Consider the following 16,356-nt stretch of genomic DNA (forward strand, 5'->3'; position numbering starts at 1 on the left):
CCTTAAGTTGATGGATGTGTGGCGCTACCCCATACCCATCAAGCTAAGATTTTTAATTACCCCAGAACAAAAATTTTATGCATCATTGACTACTGATAATGATGCTTTATGTTGATCACACGGATAGATAGGGGGATATAGCTCTTCTTTTATGGTACACTTCAATAGCAATTATTCCTGCTTCACTGGTTTCCATTATGGTTACTTCGGCTGGTTTGATGTATATCCGGGGATTTATAAATAAAGGGGGCCTAGATCATAGGGGATGGGCATTGGAAGGTCCAGAGTTATTATGGCCAATTTGGGGAGTGGCTCTGTTTGGTGCTACGATTGCTTACTATTATCGGAGGCGTGGTATGTGTAAATATTGCAAACAGGTTATAAAGTGAAACTTTAATCAGTACGGGAGCGTACTGATTGCGAATAGCAGGATAAATAATGTGTTACAGGAAAACAAAACTCTTGTATAACTTATTTTTGAAGGAGCAGATACTCTTTTCTTTTTATCGACTTGTGAAGAATTATGAAAATCAGAATTTATAATTTAAAATTCAGCTTAAAGCAATTGCAATAAGCACTTTGAATAGTAATCTTTAGTAAATAAAAAAGAGAAGAACTCACCAATGTTCTTCTCTTTTTTTATATATAATTAGGGTTTCCATAACTGTAGATATTGCTAAATTAGTACTTTAAGTTAAGATTATAAAAAGAAGTTTCTTTTTTCTGAAAATGTATATTAATGCAAAATTAATTGTTAATATTAGAAAATAATTTTATGTTTCATTAATGTATACCTTGCCATCTACATTTATTATATATTGCAACAGCTTCCATGTCCAAAGTAAGATGTTTCAACAAAGGACAATATAAGTATCTTTATAATGATTTTCCAATATAATCAATGTGTTAATGAACGGAACTCTGTGTTATTTTTGCTTTTCTACTAACTAATACAGCTTCAAACAAAGGACACAATTGCTACATGCTAAGTGTAATTTATTACCCATTCAAGATTCTGTTTATTCAATTTTTCTAAAAATAAAAAAATATTAAACTCATAAATATACAAGCTATAATGAGGGCGTCGAGAGAGAATTTATTACCTCTAGAGAAAATATCAAACCTAGTTTTTTTGCAAAAATCCTAAAGACATTGCGAGTAACCTTCTAAAATTGGACATACTGACATGATTACTGTAAGAAAGGTGTGTGATCAAATGGAAGTGTATTTGACATGAGAATGAAAGCGTTGTCAATAAGGTCTTGTTTTGAATCAGTCTTTTTAATAACTTAGATTCAACTGCAATTAAAAATAACAAATTATGGGGGGGGTATATGAATATGAATATAGCATCTATTAAAGAAAAAAAGGTTGTTAAATACAAAAGTTGTTTTGATGTGATTGGGCCGGTAATGATAGGTCCTTCAAGTTCACATACTGCAGGTGCCTTGGCTATTGGAACAGTTGCCAATAAATTATTTCAAGGTCTTCCAAAAAAAGTCGTGGTAAGGTATTATGAATCATTTGCTGAAACCCATAAAGGACACGGAACTGATTTTGCAATTATTGCTGGGATATTAGGATTTGCTGCCGATGACAGCAAAGTGCCAGATGCTATTAAAATAGCAGAATCTAAAGGAATTGACATTACCTTTATTGAAAAAGCGGGTGATAGTCCTGCTGGTCATCCAAATACGGCAGATGTATATTTAGAGGATGAAAGCCGAAGTATTAGAACGATGGGTATTTCGGTCGGCGGTGGATTAATTGAAGTCAAACATGTTGAAATTGACGGATTTAGCTTAGATCTGCAGGGGCCATTGCCAGTTATTATTGCGATTACCGAAAGAGCTGACTTTGAATTTGTCTTACGCAGGATCTTTAAACAATATGATGTTGAAATTAACAACTTTCATAGTTTAGAAGAAAACGGAAAATATTTATATGCATTCGCTTTGGATTCGCTATTGCCTGGTAATGTTCAGAAGGAATTAGGAAATTTAAGCAATATAGCTAATCTCATTATTCTTTAGTTACATTAAGGAGTGAAAAAATATGTATATGACCATAAAAGAAATTGTGAATGCAGCTAATAAAAGCCAAAAGCCAATCTATGAATTAGCAATAGAGCAGGAAATCGAACAAACTAAAACGTCTTATGAAGAAGTTTGGAGTAAAATGGAAAGAAATTTAGCGACTATGGAAAATGCCATAAATAAAAGTATCGAGGGCGACGGGGTATTTTCTCCAACCGGTTTAACCGGAGGTGATGCTGTGAAAATGAAAAACTATCGAGAAAATAGGAAAACTCTTTCTGGAGATTTGATGGTGTTAGGGATCCAAAGTGCTATCGGTGTTAATGAAGTAAATGCTGCATTAGGGGCTATTTGTGCAACCCCAACAGCAGGTGCGAGTGGGACGATCCCGGGAGTCCTATTTAGTATTAAGGATACATTGCAGTTAAGTCATGAAGATATGATCCATTTTCTATTCACTTCAGCGTTATTTGGAACGATAGTCGCAAATAACGCTTGTATTTCAGGAGCGTACGGAGGATGTCAAGCTGAAGTAGGTAGTGCCTCAGCAATGGCGGCTGCAGCAGCGGTAGAAGCTGCCGGAGGAAAGGCACAGCAATCTTCTGAAGCTTTCTCAACCGCATTACAAAATTTACTCGGTTTAGTTTGTGATCCGGTCGCTGGTTTGGTAGAAATTCCTTGTGTAAAGAGAAACGCCATTGGGACGGCAAATGCTTTAGCAGCAGCGGACATCGCATTAGCCGGCGTAAACAATATCATCAATGCTGACGAAGTTATTGAAGCGATGTATAGAGTTGGAAGGCAGATGCCTCGTGAATTAAGAGAGACAGGTTTAGGCGGAATTGCGGCTACTCCTACAGGGGTTGCGATTAAAAATAAAATCTTTGGAGAGAAACAATCAAATCAATAAACAGTTATCGGAAACATTGTGAAATAGTTAACAATTTAATTCGCTATTGTTCTCCTAAGGATGTCTGTATATTGAGAGCCATTATCACTAAAATGTACTACTAAATAATTAAAATATATTGTAAGCGCAACCAAAACCGTCAGGTCGTACCTCGCGAATTTTTCGATTTTGATCAACTTAGAAGAAGGGCACACGATGTGGCACACTTTGTAAGCAAATCATTTTTCAAGAACGGTCTATATTCCTAAGCCTTAAAAAGAGCTGTAAGAATAGGACACAAGGAGGAATTATTATATGAACGGGAATACTGCAAAACACATAGAATTTCAAGCTGAAAATACTGCAGTAAAAAATGAGAAATATCCAGATCCTAAAAAGTGGCATAAACAGGATACTACTTGGGCACTGAGCCTTTTTGGAACAGCAATTGGAGCAGGAGTACTCTTTTTACCGATTAATGCAGGTTCAGGTGGTTTATTATCATTACTACTAATTACATTACTTGCATATCCAGTTATGTATTACTCACATAGGGCGCTTGCTAAAATGATATACGCTTCAAATTCTGCTGATGAGGGGATTACAGGCACAATAAGAGAGTATTTCGGAAATAAGGCTAGTATCATTTTTAACATAGTATATTTCGTCTCAATTTATACGATCGTGCTGATGTATTCGGTTGCACTTACAAATACTGCAAGTAGTTTTATCGTGCATCAATTGCATATGCAGGAGCCTTCAAGGGCCATTTTATCGCTTGTATTAGTACTCGGTCTTATAGCTATACTAAATTTTGGTCAAGATATCACTGTAAAGATAATGAGCATGCTAGTATATCCTTTCATAGCTTCTCTACTTTTTATCGCAATATCTTTGATTCCACAGTGGAATACGTCAATGCTTAGTTTTTCAAGTGTTTCTACTGCTTCAACAGGAACAGGATATTTCGGAACGATATGGATGATACTACCAATCATAGTATTCTCGTTTAATCATTCTCCTATGATTTCGTCATTTGTTATGAAACAGAGAGCTACTTACGGGATAGAAGCTACTGATGCCAAGTGTGCTCAAATTCAAAAAGTTTGTTATATCATGACATTCGCTGTTGTTATGTTCTTTGTTTGGAGTAGTACCTTGAGTTTGACTCCAAATGATCTTCTGATGGCAAAAGAGCAGAACTTGTCAATCCTATCATATCTTGCTAATGAGCTTAATTCGCCTGTAATCACTATTGCAGCTCCTATCATTGCTTTTACGGCCATAACAAAGTCCTTCCTTGGCCATTATATAGGAGCGTATGAGGTAATGCGCGACATGATTATCAAGTCCAGTAAAACACGCGGGAAAGATATAGGAGAAAAAACAGTTAAGACAATAATCCTTACTTTTGTCGTATTAACATGCTGGTTTGTTGCTTATACAAATCCAAGTATTCTTGGACTTATTGATGCCCTTAGCGGTCCGTTAGTTGCTGCTATCTTATGTCTATTACCAATGTATGCGATTCGTAAAGTACCAGTACTGGCTAAATATAGAGGGAAAGCGAGCAATGTATTTGTCATTATTATAGGTATCCTTACTGTCCTTGCAAGTATTAATTCATTATTCTAATTCACTATTGTTGGTTCTCATGCAAAAATAGTGGGATATGAAAAAAGTACGAAAGATTCCTAGCGGAATTGAATCTTATATTGTTAAACCAAAGAGATTATGGTTTTGGACAAACTTCTCACATTGGAGTGTTTGTCCTTTTTCTTTTTAATTCAAGCATATTAGGGTGCCGTCCCATGTCCATCAAGCTAATATTTTGAAGTATCCCCAAAACGAAAATTTTATAGCATTTCTTCATACCGAAAAAACAAAGGGTATGGGTATACTTTCCTGTTTGAAATTTGCTTTGTTTAAAATATTGTTCGTATAGGAAGCGAATAAGCTTCCTATACGAACAACATTACATATTAATAATTTAGAAGGTTTTAAAAATAAAGAGGTGGTTTTTAAATGTATAATGAGTCAATATATTATCCTCATATAAATTATGATCAATACTTCGATCGTCAATTCCCTGGTCCTCAGATTCCAGGTATACCTGGAATGCCAGGTTTTCCGGGTGTACCAGGTTTTCCAGGTGAACCAGGCTTTCCGGGTGAACCAAGTTTTCCAGGACAGCAAAGTTCACAAGCTCCAACATCTCCCCCCCCATCATTTATTCCTCAACAATCAACAGCTTCACCATTTGCTGTTGATCCAGGAGCAATTTCATTATGTTTATTTCGAAATACTTATATATGGCTTAGTAATGGTGAGCAATTTTGGTATTTCCCAATTTTTGTAGGACCAAGGTCTGTTGCTGGTTTTAGATGGAACGGTAGGTTTTGGGTTATTTTTGGAATTGATACGAGAAGGATTAATTCTTTTACATGTTTTTAAAAATTATAGAGTAACGATAGAGGTTTAATTATATAAACAAAAGAGGTATTTGAATGAAAAAATTTCAATCATTTGATGGTACAATAACTATGATTAACGATTTTGTAACAGGATCAAACGAAGATATAGGATGTAATAAATTAATGTCCGTAGATAATGGTTATGGGAATCTAATAAATTTTGTAGTGAAACCAAATACGTATTTTATCGACTATGCAACGGTAGTAGTAGGAGATAAAGTAACTGGTTTTTACGACGTTAACGCTCCTGTTCCTCTCATTTACCCACCACAATTTCGAGCGATTGTTATGGCAAAATATACACCGCATCAAAATGTAAAAGTAGACTATTTTAATGAACAGTTGGAGAGTAGTGATGGAAAATTAAAATTAAATATTTCTCCTTCTACTCAAATTTTATTAACAAATGGTCAATTCTTTACAGGTAATCTTGTAAATCGAAATTTAATAGCTATTTATAGTTTTATGACAATGAGTATACCAGCTCAAACTACACCATATAAAATCATTGTTTTGTGTCAAAAGTGATTTCTATTCTAAAGGGTCTCTTGGTTTATCAAACTACAATCCATTGTAGAATCAAAAATTTTAGCCATCTTATTGACCAGAATTATAGGCATGTCAAGAAACGTTTTGCCAAATCTGCAGGATTTCAAAATTTTCGCTATGCTTCACGTACGATAAAAGGTATCGAGACCGTTCATGCCCTATATAAACAAAGGCGAAGTCTTCAAAGAGACACCGCCTTTTCAACGTACAATAGACTTCAACAATTACTAGCTAATTCTTAAACCTTGATCCTTATTTACCTTAAGAAAAGCAAGTACCTTAAAACAAAAAACACACTCGTTCTGACTAGGAACGAGTGTGTTTAGGTTATCTGAAAGGTACAAACTTCCATGAGCTAGGTTTTTGTGTTTTTTCCCCTAGTACAATCCAACTTTTCTCTGCATTTATATTCTCATAATTTAATGGATAACCATCTGTAAAAATATTATATTCTGTAGGATTATCCGGGTTAATTTGAATTTTAAAGTCTGCTAAACTATCAGATTTCTCAGCAAGGTGAACCCAACTAGAATATTTTGACCAATTTAAATATTGATATTGATCATAATTAGAATGCTTCATGCGAAGGTATACGCTTTCACCGTGGTGTAGCTTTGCATCATTATCTTTGTAAAATACAAATTCTATAGGTGTACCAGATAAAGCATTGTTCTTATTATTTGCAAGTAAAACATAATCGTAACGATTTGCTATATACCATTCAAACGTTAGACCTTGAAAAGGAGATTCACTTGGTACGATATAATAGTTTTTCCCTGCTGTTATAACATTTCCTGCTATATCATAGATTTGTGCAGTTTCTAAACTTGGAGCTTGTACATTTTTAGTAAACGTTTTAAACCAAAGATTTAGGAAACCTGCTGTATTACGCTGAGATTCTCCTAAGCTTCGCTGCACAGCTGGGGTAACCATTTCTTGCCACAATTGCGCTTTACCTCTATTGTAATACTCAAATGTTTTATCATTAGCGATATTTTGAATTTCAGGTTTAGCTATTCGGGCTGCATAATCAATCCATTCTTCAGGTGTAGATAGAGAGTCGTTATAATTCCCTCCAGTAGTGACTGCAAATTGATCTTGAATGGTTGTAACATAATTTTCAAAATAGCTATGATATTTTATAGCTCTCGTATCAATTGCGGTAAAATTTGCTGCATGCATAGGTTGTGTCGCATCTGTAAAGTAGTGCGTGGCTACCCCTAAGTAATAGAAAGCTTTTTCATAGTCTTTATTTCGTAAATGTTCTCCAGATTCATAAAAGTATTTCTTGCCTTGTGTAAGAGCGGTTGGATCTGTTTCTCCTCTATAATTTTCTTTAGTATCAGGATCATAAAAATGGGATTTCCATCCACCTTTAAAAACGCCGCCTATTCCCGTTCCACCATCGTTAAATTCTGCATTATAATCTGCATCATATAATCCTTTAGAAAATAGATCTTTATATTGCGGATAATTTAAGAAGTCCACAGCCTGCTTATTTGCTTCAACAGTAGATTCTGTTTTCATAATTTCAATAGCTTGTTTTGCAATCCATAAATGTGTACTTTTATCAGAATGATACGGAGCTTCTGCAGACCATCGAGCGGTAATAGGATCATTCTCATTTAAATCAATTTGATCGAGATGGGCATAACTACTTTGTGGAGCTACTCCTAAAATAGTTAAAGTCATTCCAGCTATACATAGTGTTGATGTGATTTTTTTCATTTTTTATTCCTTTCTAAGCATGAAGATATAAATATTATAAATACATCAATATCATAAAGATACAGGCAACCATTAATATGCAATATTACATATTAATAAATTTATACGAATATATATAACTTGAAAATCACTATTACGAACATGCAGGTTTCCTTATTTATTTGTTAGTTTTATCAGTAAAGTAGACTACATATCAACTTCGGATACTTGTTTTATGATACAAGTAATCAAACAAAAGGAGGGCCATACAAAATGATTAAACCATTATTAACAGGGCACTCTTTTAAGTACAGGAGATTATTAGCAGGTGGAGAAAATGTTGAAGATGTACAGAAATATAAACATATTCCATATGAACAAAATGAATTGCAGCAAACTCTAGAAAAGTACAATTCGAAGGAGTTGAGTTATAAAAAGAAATATGTACATATTCATTATTGAAGTTATTAATAATAAAATGTATTATAGATAAGCGCAATTTATAATTCAAGTAAATAGGAATGTGTATTCGTAATAAATTAAATATTCAGAAATAACGTTATTGTTTGGAAAACGAGGTGGAATTAATAGAAACGTTATATATTAAATGATATGGATTGTATAGTTTAAAAGACTTTTACAGTAGAGAAGAAGCTTTTAAGAAGGTTATAAACAAAGAAATATTGCTCTATGTTGAAAAAATAAAAGCGCTTTATACAAAAAATAAGGGGACTTCATAAAGAATCGTTTTGTCATGAAAGCGAATTAAAGGTTAGATTAGGAATAATAGAATTCCCTAGTGACGAAAGTTATTCTGAAAAGAAGATGAAATCTCTTTTGGTTTCACGGCATATCCATTAGAAAGCGCAAACTAAAGAGGGCAGTTGATTTTAAAAATTATAAATCGGTGAAGAAGAGGCTTATTTGTTAATAAGTATACTTAAGTACAGAAACTTATTAATCTTTAATTTATTAAACTATTTTTGAATAACATATATCAGATACTTGAAAACGCACAAACCTTAATATTTTCATTATTTAATAAAAATATTAAGATTCTTAGGAAGAATACGTAAAGATTAGTGGCGAAAATAAACACGGAGGTTTGAAAAATGGGACAAGGAAGCAGGTTTCAAGCAAAACAACAAAATCGTCGTAATAAGGGGATATTTAATATCGCATTTAGTGTGGTATTAGTAACAGTTGGCATAGTGACATATCAGTTGTTTTTCACTTCTGATACATCAAAGAAAGCAATTGCTCAAGAAAAGAAAGCAACAAAGATAGAAGAAAAGAAAAACGAAGATAAAGAAGTAGCAAAGATAGAAGAAAAGAAAAATGAAGATAAGGAAGCGGTAAAGGTAGAAGAAAAGAAAAACGAAGATAAAGAAGCGGTAAAGGTAGAAGAAAAGAAAAACGGAGATAAAGAAACAGCACATTTAGAAGAGAAACAAAAAGTAGAAGAACCTGTAAAAACGAGCGGAAATGAAAATAAAGAGGGAGAAAAAACGATATCTCAAGAAAAGAGTTCTCAAACTAATCCTTCTTGGAAGCCAATTGGTACAGAGCAAGGAGCAAAACCTGCAATGAAATTTAAAGAAGGAACAGTAGATTGGAATGAGATGAAAAAAGCAATTTCATATGCTGTTGATGTTCCAGAGAGTCAATTGATTTTTGATTTTATTGGGAATAATGGTAATAATAAAGCCTACGGTAATGTACGAGATAAGCAAAGTAATAAAAAATATAAGGTTGATATTAATTGGGTAGAGAATCAGGGCTGGAAACCAGTATCTGTTCAAGTGGTAAAATAAATAAGAGAAATGTAAATGTTATCCTCTCTTGTTGTGAGGGACTAAGCTATTCTAGTATAGATAAGATAAACTTGATTCTATATCGTGCCGTTGATTCTGAAGGAAACACCATTGACTTTTATTTGAGTAAATCTAGAAATCATAAGGCTGCAAAGCACTTTTTCAAGAAAGCTTTGCAGTCTTTTCATGTTTCAAAGCCTCGTGTTATAACAGTCGATAAGAATCCTGCTTATCCAATTGCTATCGAACGGTTGAAGGAAGGAAAAGGATACCAATAGGCACCGAAATCCGAAGGATAAAATATTTAAATAACATAGTAGAACAAGAGCCTCGTTTTATTAAAAAACGTATACGCTCTATGTTAGGATTTAAATCATACAAAACATCAGCTTCTATATTGAGTGGTGTTGAAGCCATGCATATGCTCAAAAAAGAACAAATTGATTTGCAGGACCAGTCTGTCCAAAATCAGAATATTTTTATCAACCAGCTGTTTGGATTAACGGCTTAACAGGTGATTCCGTTAGGAATCCATGATTCTTTTTTATTTATCATTTTTTTGCACCAGAATCCCATAGCGCTATCAAGCTAACAAAGAGACTAATAATATCAAGGAAAGGCTTTCTTTTCAGTAGGGTACAATCTATCAATAAGAGAAATATGTAATTATGCATATCCTTTTTTATTATTTCAATAGTATCAAAGCTTAATATATAATTAAAAGGTTTTTAAATGGGTTGATAAAGAGATGCGAGTATGAAGAAAATCATAGGACTTATAGTATCATTATTTTTATTATTTTCTACTTATGCACCAATTTTTACAGAAGCAGCCGAAGTTTCAAATAAAGTAGGCTGGGTGAAAAAAATAGAAATCCAGCTCGTAATGAGTAGACCTTTTTTATAATGTTTCTTTATAGGAAACTCTTTACATATGCGTTATAGATCATATGCACAATGTCAGTCCTTGATACGTCTGTAAAAACGTATCAAAAAGTGTACTTTTTGATACACAGCATATAACTTTTTAATTAACTAAGTATATTTCCCTTTGTCGGGGGGGGGGGGATGAGCAAAAAAACTAGTTTGAAAATTTTCACACCAGAAACAGATAACGCGATAAAGTATTAGTTACTGTGCGTGGAATAATAAAAAAAGAGCCTTCCCAAATGATGTTTTTAATAGTTTAGATTATACGATTTTAGGGAATTAATAGCATTTTACACCACTATTATTTACCTAATTTCCAAGAAATAGAGGTGATTGTAGGTGACTAAACCTTTTAAAAAAAATAGTCGTTATATGGTTGGATTAGACAGTCTAAGAGGCCTAGCTATACTAGGTGTTATTTTGTATCATATTAATTTTAATTGGATGCCTGGAGGATTTTTAGGGGTTACTGTATTTTTTGTACTCTCAGGTTATTTAATTACAGATATTCTAGCGATGGAGTGGAAGAGAAATAAGAGAATTGATTTGAAGAAATTCTGGCTTAGTAGGGCAAGGAGATTACTTCCTGGAATGCTTATAATGCTCATCGTCATCATAGCATGGATTACAATCTTTCATAGTTCTTTACTTGTAAAAATGCGGGGAGACTCATTAGCCGCTTTATTCTATTTTAGTAATTGGTGGTATATTTATCACAAATTATCTTATTTTGATAGCTTTGGTCAGCCTTCTCCGCTAAATCATTTTTGGTCGTTAGCTGTTGAGGAACAATTTTATGTGGTTTGGCCGTTCGTCATTAGTTTAGGATTTTATTACATAAAAAAACAATCACGCATGATCTTATTTATTTGTCTAGGAGCAATTGCATCTGCTTTAGCAATGGCAATTCTATATGAACCAGGATCTGACCCAAGTAGAATTTATTACGGTACTGATACACGGGCTTTTTCTTTATTAATTGGAGCGGCACTTGCTTTAATTTGGCCAAGCAGTAGACTTGCGAATAAAATTATTCCGCAAGCACGTCTTATTCTTGATGTTATTGGGGGAGTTGCTCTTAGTATCATTCTCATTATGTTTTGGAAGACGAATCAATATGAGCCGTTTCTATACCGTGGGGGAATGGTCCTTTTATCAATTGCTACAGCCTTGTTAGTTGCTAACCTTGCGCATCCAGCTAGCAGAATCGCACTATTTTTGAGATTTAGACCACTGCGTTGGATGGGCGTGCGATCATATGGAATATATCTTTGGCATTATCCGATTATTACATTGACGACTCCGAAGGTAAATGCTGGAGAGTTTTCGATTACAAGAGCAATTCTTCAATTTCTCCTAATTATAGTTATTGCACAAATTTCGTGGAAGTTCATTGAAAATCCAATACGAAAAGGCGTATTGAAGAATGTTCGGATTAAGAACTTGAAAATAAGAAACTTAACTGTAAGTGGTAAGTTAGCTTTAATATGTGCAGTATTTATTTCTTCGATAGCTATTTTTGGATTAACAACAGCTAGTAAAGCAAAGGAGAATCTTCCAAAGGATAAGGTGGAAGCAGTGCAAGAAGAGCAGGCTAAACATCCCGTTGCAGTTTGGGATAAACCAGCTAATGAACCACCTCAAAATAAAGAAGAACCAAAAGAAGCGATTCCCGCACAGCCTAAAGACCCTCTAACAGTTACAGCTGTAGGAGATTCAATCATGATTGATATTGCTCCGTATTTAAAAAATACTTTTCCTAATATTAGGATTAACGCGGAAATAGGGCGGCAAATGTCCAAAGCAATCCCTGCTGTGGAACAGCTAAAGAATGAGGGGAATTTAGGAAATCATGTCATTATTGGATTAGGTACAAATGGAGCCTTTACTAAGGAGCAATTAGCATCATTAATAAAAGTGATTGGGGATGAACGTAAAATTATATTAATTAATACGAGAGTACCACGCCCGTGGGAATCGTTGGTGAATGAGAAGTTAAAAGAAGCAGCATCAGCTTACAAAAATGTGGTGTTAGTCGATTGGTATGCAGCAAGTGCCGGAAATCAGGCATACTTTGAACCAGATGGCGTACATTTAACGAAAGCAGGTGCAGAAGCATATGCTGCCCTTGTAGCAAAAGCAGTGAATCAATAGAGAGTACGGAAACGATTCTGATGAAAAGATTTACAAACCGTATTTACGAAATTCTAACAAAAGAAAATGAATTTAACGGATTACCAGAAAGAATTCTCCTTCCTCAAGCGTGCGCAGGGCGTAGCCCAACGATAGGTGGGAGATGAATTTCGGTTTGGCGTAGCCAAAAAGCACGTAACTGTTAGGATCAAAAGTATGGGTAGAAAATTATGGTGAAGCAATCGCTGGTGATACCGGTAGTGCCATTAAAGGTAATCGTATTGATGTTTTAGTAGGTTCAAAAAGTAAGGCCATGAATTGGGGAAGACAAACTGTTAAAGTAAAAGTTCTATGATAATTATGGTTAGCCAAATAGAAGTCAGTTCTCTTTATTGAGACTGGCTTCTATTTTTATTTTTAATGGTCATAATGCTCCGCAAAAATAAGTACTACTATCTACTGAGGATGGAAAGTGATTAGTGATGTTGATGTTTATTACAAATTTGTAAGGTTATGTAATATAAATCGATAGAATTGGATGTTTGAATAAGATAACCTGGTCAACGGATAGAAAATTCTGAAAAAAAGGAGTGGGATGGATGAAGAAAAGTAAAAGAACATCTAGTTTTCTTAAAAATGTTGTATGCATATTTATTTTCATATTCATTATGGGTGAATTGACTTCCACGCAAGTAGCAAGGGCAGAATCGAACATATTGGCTGATAGGAGCATAGAAAACTTTAAGAAAAAGATGGATGAGCAAGTACCTAAATGGCAGGAGAATTATGATGTACCAGGGGTTGCAATAGGAGTTGTACATAATGGGCGCATTGCTTATACACTTAATTATGGTTATGCAGATAAAAAGAAGAGAAAAGAAGTGAATGATAATACTTTATTTCAGGCGGGTTCGGTGTCCAAAAGTCTTACTGCTTGGGGAGTTCTACATCTTGCAGACGAAGGACTTTTATCATTAGATGATCCGGTTGACAAGTATTTGAACAAATGGAAATTAGAAAATTCGAAGTTCGATAATAATGAAGTCACGATAAGAAGATTACTAAGCCATACGGCAGGATTACCCACACATAAAGGGTATTTAGGAGTGGTACCTGGGGAACCGCTTGATTCTATTGAAGAGTCACTGTCTGGGAAAGGGTGGCATAATGACCCGGTTGAAATAATTAAGAAGCCTGGTTCAGAAGCGATATACTCTGGGATTGGCTATACGATTTTACAGCTTGTTATTGAAGAGGTGACTGGGATACCCTTTGACCGTTATATGGAGGAACAAATTTTGAAACCATTAGGGATGAAATCTAGCTCATTCCGACAAATCCCGGAGAACTCTAGTCTTTCGAAGGCGTATGGATACTTTGGACAGGAAATTCCGAATTATCAATATACAGAACAGGCTGCTGCAGGTCTCCAAACAAATGTTACGGATATGATGACTTTCATCCTTGCAAGCATGGACAACAATGTTAATAAAGGTAAGGGGTATGGTGTCATCAAAAGTGAACGTGTGGAGGAAATGCAAAAGCCGGTATTAGACGAGACTGGTTTAGGTATATTTGAGAGTCAGTTATCGAATCAGTGGAAAATGATGTATCATTCTGGCGATAATCGAGGGTGGCATTCCTTTTATGGCTACATTCCGAATACAAAGGATGGATTGGTCATTCTCACAAATGGTGAAAATGGTAAAGACTTAAGACAGGATATTTACCATGAATGGATAAAACACGAGACTGGGAAGTTCCCTGAAAGTTATTTCTCCTTCGAAGAGCAAAGAAAAATCAACATTATTATATCCGTTGTTATTGGGGGAACACTTGGTATATACTTGCTACTATTTGTAATTAGATTGAACAAGGGGAAAAGAACTTTCATTTTGAAGCACGAGAAAAAGCCTTACATCAGAGTTGGAATTAGAACGCTTCTACTTTTTAGTATTGCTCTGTACTTGTTTTGTCGCACCTACATGTGGAGTACTTTAAGTTTAAGTGCAAGCAATAGAATAAATATAATGCTCATACTGGTATGGATGTTGGCGTTATTAATTGTAGGGTTCTTTCCCAAAAAACGAAATAGCACAAATAAGGTTCTGGTGCAAAAAATCTCTTAAACTTGGATATACTGATACTATCAATCTAGAAAAGGGATGGTGTTCAGTGTAAATAAGCAAAATTCGTTCAAATGGAAGCACTATCAGCCTGATATTATTTTGCTAACAGTAAGATGGTATCTACGGTACAATCTAAGTTTTCGTGATTTAGTGGAAATGATGGAGGAGCGAGGTCTGTCCATTGCTCACACTACCATCATGCGATGGGTACATCAATATAGCCCTGAGTTAGACAAAAGAGTTCGACGCTATTTAAAGAAAACCAATGATTCTTGGAGAGTCGATGAGACATATGTAAAAGTCAAAGGGAAATGGATGTACCTGTATCGTGCTGTGGATTCTGAAGGAAATACCATCGATTTTTATCTGAGCAAGAATAGAAATGCTAAATCAGCCAAGCGCTTCTTGAAGAAAGCCTTGGCTTCCTGTCATACCGTAACACCTGGAGTGATTACAGTCGATAAGAACCCAGCATATCCTGTTGCTATCAAAGCATTACATGAAGAAAAAAGCATGCCGATAGGTGTGAAGGTGAGGCAAATTCGGTATTTAAATAACATTGTGGAACAGGATCACCGTTTTATCAAGAAACGCATACGTACTATGTTAAGTTTAAAGTCCTTTCGGACTGCCAAATGGATACTTGCTGGAATTGAAGCCATACATATGATGAAAAAAAGGACAAACCTCTCAAGAGAAGTCTGTCCAAAATCAAGTGAACCTCATTCATCACGGTATTCCAGCATAAAAGCGGATTCCGTTAGGAATCTCTTTACTTCTTTATATCTTCAAAAAATGTTTGTACCAGAACCAAAATTATCAAATAAACATATATAGAAATTCTTTCTGACATACAACTGGTATCCCTATGTTTTATTTGGCACCTAAATAAGGTGCTTATTTTAATGCACATTTTGAGAAGGACAAGCTCACTCACTTGTATCCTATTTCAATATTCATTCAACACTTTTTTTCTAAATAAGCATATCGATTTCTGTGGGTACTCTCTTATTAATTGATAAAGTAGATATTTGAATAGGATTATAGTAAGTATATAACAATTACTATATTAAAAGTGTAACCGCGATAGGGTTAGTATCTCTTTTGTTGTTAATGAAAAACGTACTGCCCACGTTTTAATAAAATATACACCAAGTAAATTTATTTAAAACGTGGAAGTCATTCTTTCAAATCCATCATTGTAAAAAGATAAAACCAGAACGATTGGAGTGCCATTTATATGGTCAATTGATTGCCATTCTACTCTGTTCTTCTATCTTGTTTCAAATGCGCCAATTGCTCCTTATGAAGAAAAAACGAGAGCTTAGTGAGTATAAAGCCATATATATGATTAAAGACTATTCTCTTCTTCTATTCCAAACTATACAAAAAAACACCCAAGAGCTATCAAAGGTGTTACTTTGCCTGTTCAATCTCCTACAGCAAAACGGACGAAAATCTCATCGGTATGAGAAGAAAACAGTCTTTGATATATTAGGTGTCGTTTATAATTGTACCATGTCTGATAATCAAGCGGCTTAATTCAAAAAAAATGAAACCAGCTAGGGTTTATTTCGTGTGCAAATCTTTAGGTTCCCTACACATAAATTTTATAAAAAGAAACAACCTCTACTTTAATTAACGTTGTATGAGTTTAGCTTAATAGCGATGTGGCTCTACCCCACATCCATCAACT

At 34.6% G+C, this 16,356-nt stretch carries 12 protein-coding genes and 7 pseudogenes; 18 read left to right on the plus strand and 1 reads right to left on the minus strand.

Annotation, left to right across the window (positions count from 1 at the left end; all coding sequences use genetic code 11):
• Positions 1 to 161 precede the first annotated feature (161 nt).
• From DN410_RS28890 to DN410_RS27415, 7 genes and pseudogenes are all read left to right on the plus strand, one after another.
• Positions 162 to 389: pseudogene (locus DN410_RS28890) on the plus strand (hypothetical protein); the annotation flags it as partial.
• A 945-nt stretch (positions 390 to 1,334) separates the two neighbouring features.
• Positions 1,335 to 2,033: an L-serine ammonia-lyase, iron-sulfur-dependent subunit beta gene (gene sdaAB / locus DN410_RS27390; RefSeq protein ID WP_149178809.1), complete on the plus strand. Its 699-nt coding sequence runs from the start codon at positions 1,335 to 1,337 to the stop codon at positions 2,031 to 2,033.
• Between the two features lie 22 nt (positions 2,034 to 2,055).
• On the plus strand, positions 2,056 to 2,946 hold the full coding sequence (gene sdaAA / locus DN410_RS27395) for an L-serine ammonia-lyase, iron-sulfur-dependent, subunit alpha (RefSeq protein WP_149178810.1): 891 nt from the start codon (positions 2,056 to 2,058) through the stop codon (positions 2,944 to 2,946).
• Positions 2,947 to 3,240: 294 nt separating this feature from the next.
• Entirely contained in the window at positions 3,241 to 4,560 is a 1,320-nt protein-coding gene (locus DN410_RS27400; protein ID WP_149178811.1) for an aromatic amino acid transport family protein, read from the plus strand.
• 390 nt (positions 4,561 to 4,950) lie between these two features.
• Entirely contained in the window at positions 4,951 to 5,379 is a 429-nt protein-coding gene (locus DN410_RS27405) for a collagen-like triple helix repeat-containing protein (RefSeq protein ID WP_149178812.1), read from the plus strand.
• A 53-nt stretch (positions 5,380 to 5,432) separates the two neighbouring features.
• A complete protein-coding gene (locus DN410_RS27410; RefSeq protein ID WP_149178813.1) occupies positions 5,433 to 5,927 on the plus strand; it encodes a hypothetical protein in 495 nt (164 codons plus the stop codon).
• Between the two features lie 26 nt (positions 5,928 to 5,953).
• Positions 5,954 to 6,190: pseudogene (locus tag DN410_RS27415) on the plus strand (DDE-type integrase/transposase/recombinase); the annotation flags it as partial.
• Between the two features lie 85 nt (positions 6,191 to 6,275).
• Here the strand turns inward: DN410_RS27415 and DN410_RS27420 are convergent.
• Entirely contained in the window at positions 6,276 to 7,676 is a 1,401-nt protein-coding gene (locus DN410_RS27420) for a zinc dependent phospholipase C family protein (protein WP_149178814.1), read from the minus strand.
• Between the two features lie 252 nt (positions 7,677 to 7,928).
• On the opposite strand from DN410_RS27420, the gene DN410_RS27425 reads away from it, so the two are divergent.
• The 11 genes and pseudogenes from DN410_RS27425 to DN410_RS27465 all read left to right on the plus strand — a co-directional run.
• A complete protein-coding gene (locus DN410_RS27425; RefSeq protein WP_149178815.1) occupies positions 7,929 to 8,117 on the plus strand; it encodes a histidine kinase in 189 nt (62 codons plus the stop codon).
• A 155-nt stretch (positions 8,118 to 8,272) separates the two neighbouring features.
• A pseudogene (locus tag DN410_RS27430) lies at positions 8,273 to 8,507 on the plus strand (sodium:proton symporter); the annotation flags it as partial.
• Positions 8,508 to 8,767: 260 nt separating this feature from the next.
• Positions 8,768 to 9,469 carry a YrrS family protein gene (locus DN410_RS27435; protein ID WP_149178816.1) on the plus strand — a complete coding sequence of 234 codons (702 nt, stop codon included), beginning with the start codon at positions 8,768 to 8,770 and terminating at the stop codon, positions 9,467 to 9,469.
• A gap of 71 nt (positions 9,470 to 9,540) precedes the next feature.
• Positions 9,541 to 9,980, plus strand: a pseudogene (locus DN410_RS27440) (IS6 family transposase); the annotation flags it as partial.
• Between the two features lie 245 nt (positions 9,981 to 10,225).
• Entirely contained in the window at positions 10,226 to 10,375 is a 150-nt protein-coding gene (locus DN410_RS28120) for a hypothetical protein (RefSeq protein WP_179958651.1), read from the plus strand.
• 362 nt (positions 10,376 to 10,737) lie between these two features.
• Positions 10,738 to 12,552, plus strand: a complete 1,815-nt coding sequence (locus DN410_RS27445) for an acyltransferase family protein (RefSeq protein ID WP_149178817.1) — start codon at positions 10,738 to 10,740, stop codon at positions 12,550 to 12,552.
• A 20-nt stretch (positions 12,553 to 12,572) separates the two neighbouring features.
• A complete protein-coding gene (locus DN410_RS28665; protein ID WP_002162068.1) occupies positions 12,573 to 12,698 on the plus strand; it encodes a hypothetical protein in 126 nt (41 codons plus the stop codon).
• A gap of 35 nt (positions 12,699 to 12,733) precedes the next feature.
• A pseudogene (locus DN410_RS27450) lies at positions 12,734 to 12,886 on the plus strand (3D domain-containing protein); the annotation flags it as partial.
• 244 nt (positions 12,887 to 13,130) lie between these two features.
• Positions 13,131 to 14,660 carry a serine hydrolase domain-containing protein gene (locus DN410_RS27455; RefSeq protein WP_149178818.1) on the plus strand — a complete coding sequence of 510 codons (1,530 nt, stop codon included), beginning with the start codon at positions 13,131 to 13,133 and terminating at the stop codon, positions 14,658 to 14,660.
• Positions 14,661 to 14,696: 36 nt separating this feature from the next.
• Positions 14,697 to 15,408, plus strand: a pseudogene (locus DN410_RS27460) (IS6 family transposase).
• A gap of 413 nt (positions 15,409 to 15,821) precedes the next feature.
• A pseudogene (locus DN410_RS27465) lies at positions 15,822 to 16,202 on the plus strand (IS4 family transposase); the annotation flags it as partial.
• Positions 16,203 to 16,356 lie beyond the last annotated feature (154 nt).

The sequence above is a fragment of the Bacillus sp. SH5-2 genome, from assembly GCF_008368905.1.
Classification (GTDB): domain Bacteria; phylum Bacillota; class Bacilli; order Bacillales; family Bacillaceae_G; genus Bacillus_A; species Bacillus_A luti.

Excerpts from the sequence above, each read along its gene's own strand:
- sdaAB (WP_149178809.1), top strand. The coding sequence starts at position 1,335 with ATGAATATGAATATAGCATCTATTAAAGAAAAAAAGGTTGTTAAATAC.
- sdaAA (WP_149178810.1), top strand. The coding sequence starts at position 2,056 with ATGTATATGACCATAAAAGAAATTGTGAATGCAGCTAATAAAAGCCAA.
- DN410_RS27400 (WP_149178811.1), top strand. The coding sequence starts at position 3,241 with ATGAACGGGAATACTGCAAAACACATAGAATTTCAAGCTGAAAATACT.
- DN410_RS27405 (WP_149178812.1), top strand. The coding sequence starts at position 4,951 with ATGTATAATGAGTCAATATATTATCCTCATATAAATTATGATCAATAC.
- DN410_RS27410 (WP_149178813.1), top strand. The coding sequence starts at position 5,433 with ATGAAAAAATTTCAATCATTTGATGGTACAATAACTATGATTAACGAT.
- DN410_RS27420 (WP_149178814.1), bottom strand. The coding sequence starts at position 7,676 with ATGAAAAAAATCACATCAACACTATGTATAGCTGGAATGACTTTAACT.
- DN410_RS27425 (WP_149178815.1), top strand. The coding sequence starts at position 7,929 with ATGATTAAACCATTATTAACAGGGCACTCTTTTAAGTACAGGAGATTA.
- DN410_RS27435 (WP_149178816.1), top strand. The coding sequence starts at position 8,768 with ATGGGACAAGGAAGCAGGTTTCAAGCAAAACAACAAAATCGTCGTAAT.
- DN410_RS28120 (WP_179958651.1), top strand. The coding sequence starts at position 10,226 with ATGAAGAAAATCATAGGACTTATAGTATCATTATTTTTATTATTTTCT.
- DN410_RS28665 (WP_002162068.1), top strand. The coding sequence starts at position 12,573 with ATGAAAAGATTTACAAACCGTATTTACGAAATTCTAACAAAAGAAAAT.
- DN410_RS27455 (WP_149178818.1), top strand. The coding sequence starts at position 13,131 with ATGAAGAAAAGTAAAAGAACATCTAGTTTTCTTAAAAATGTTGTATGC.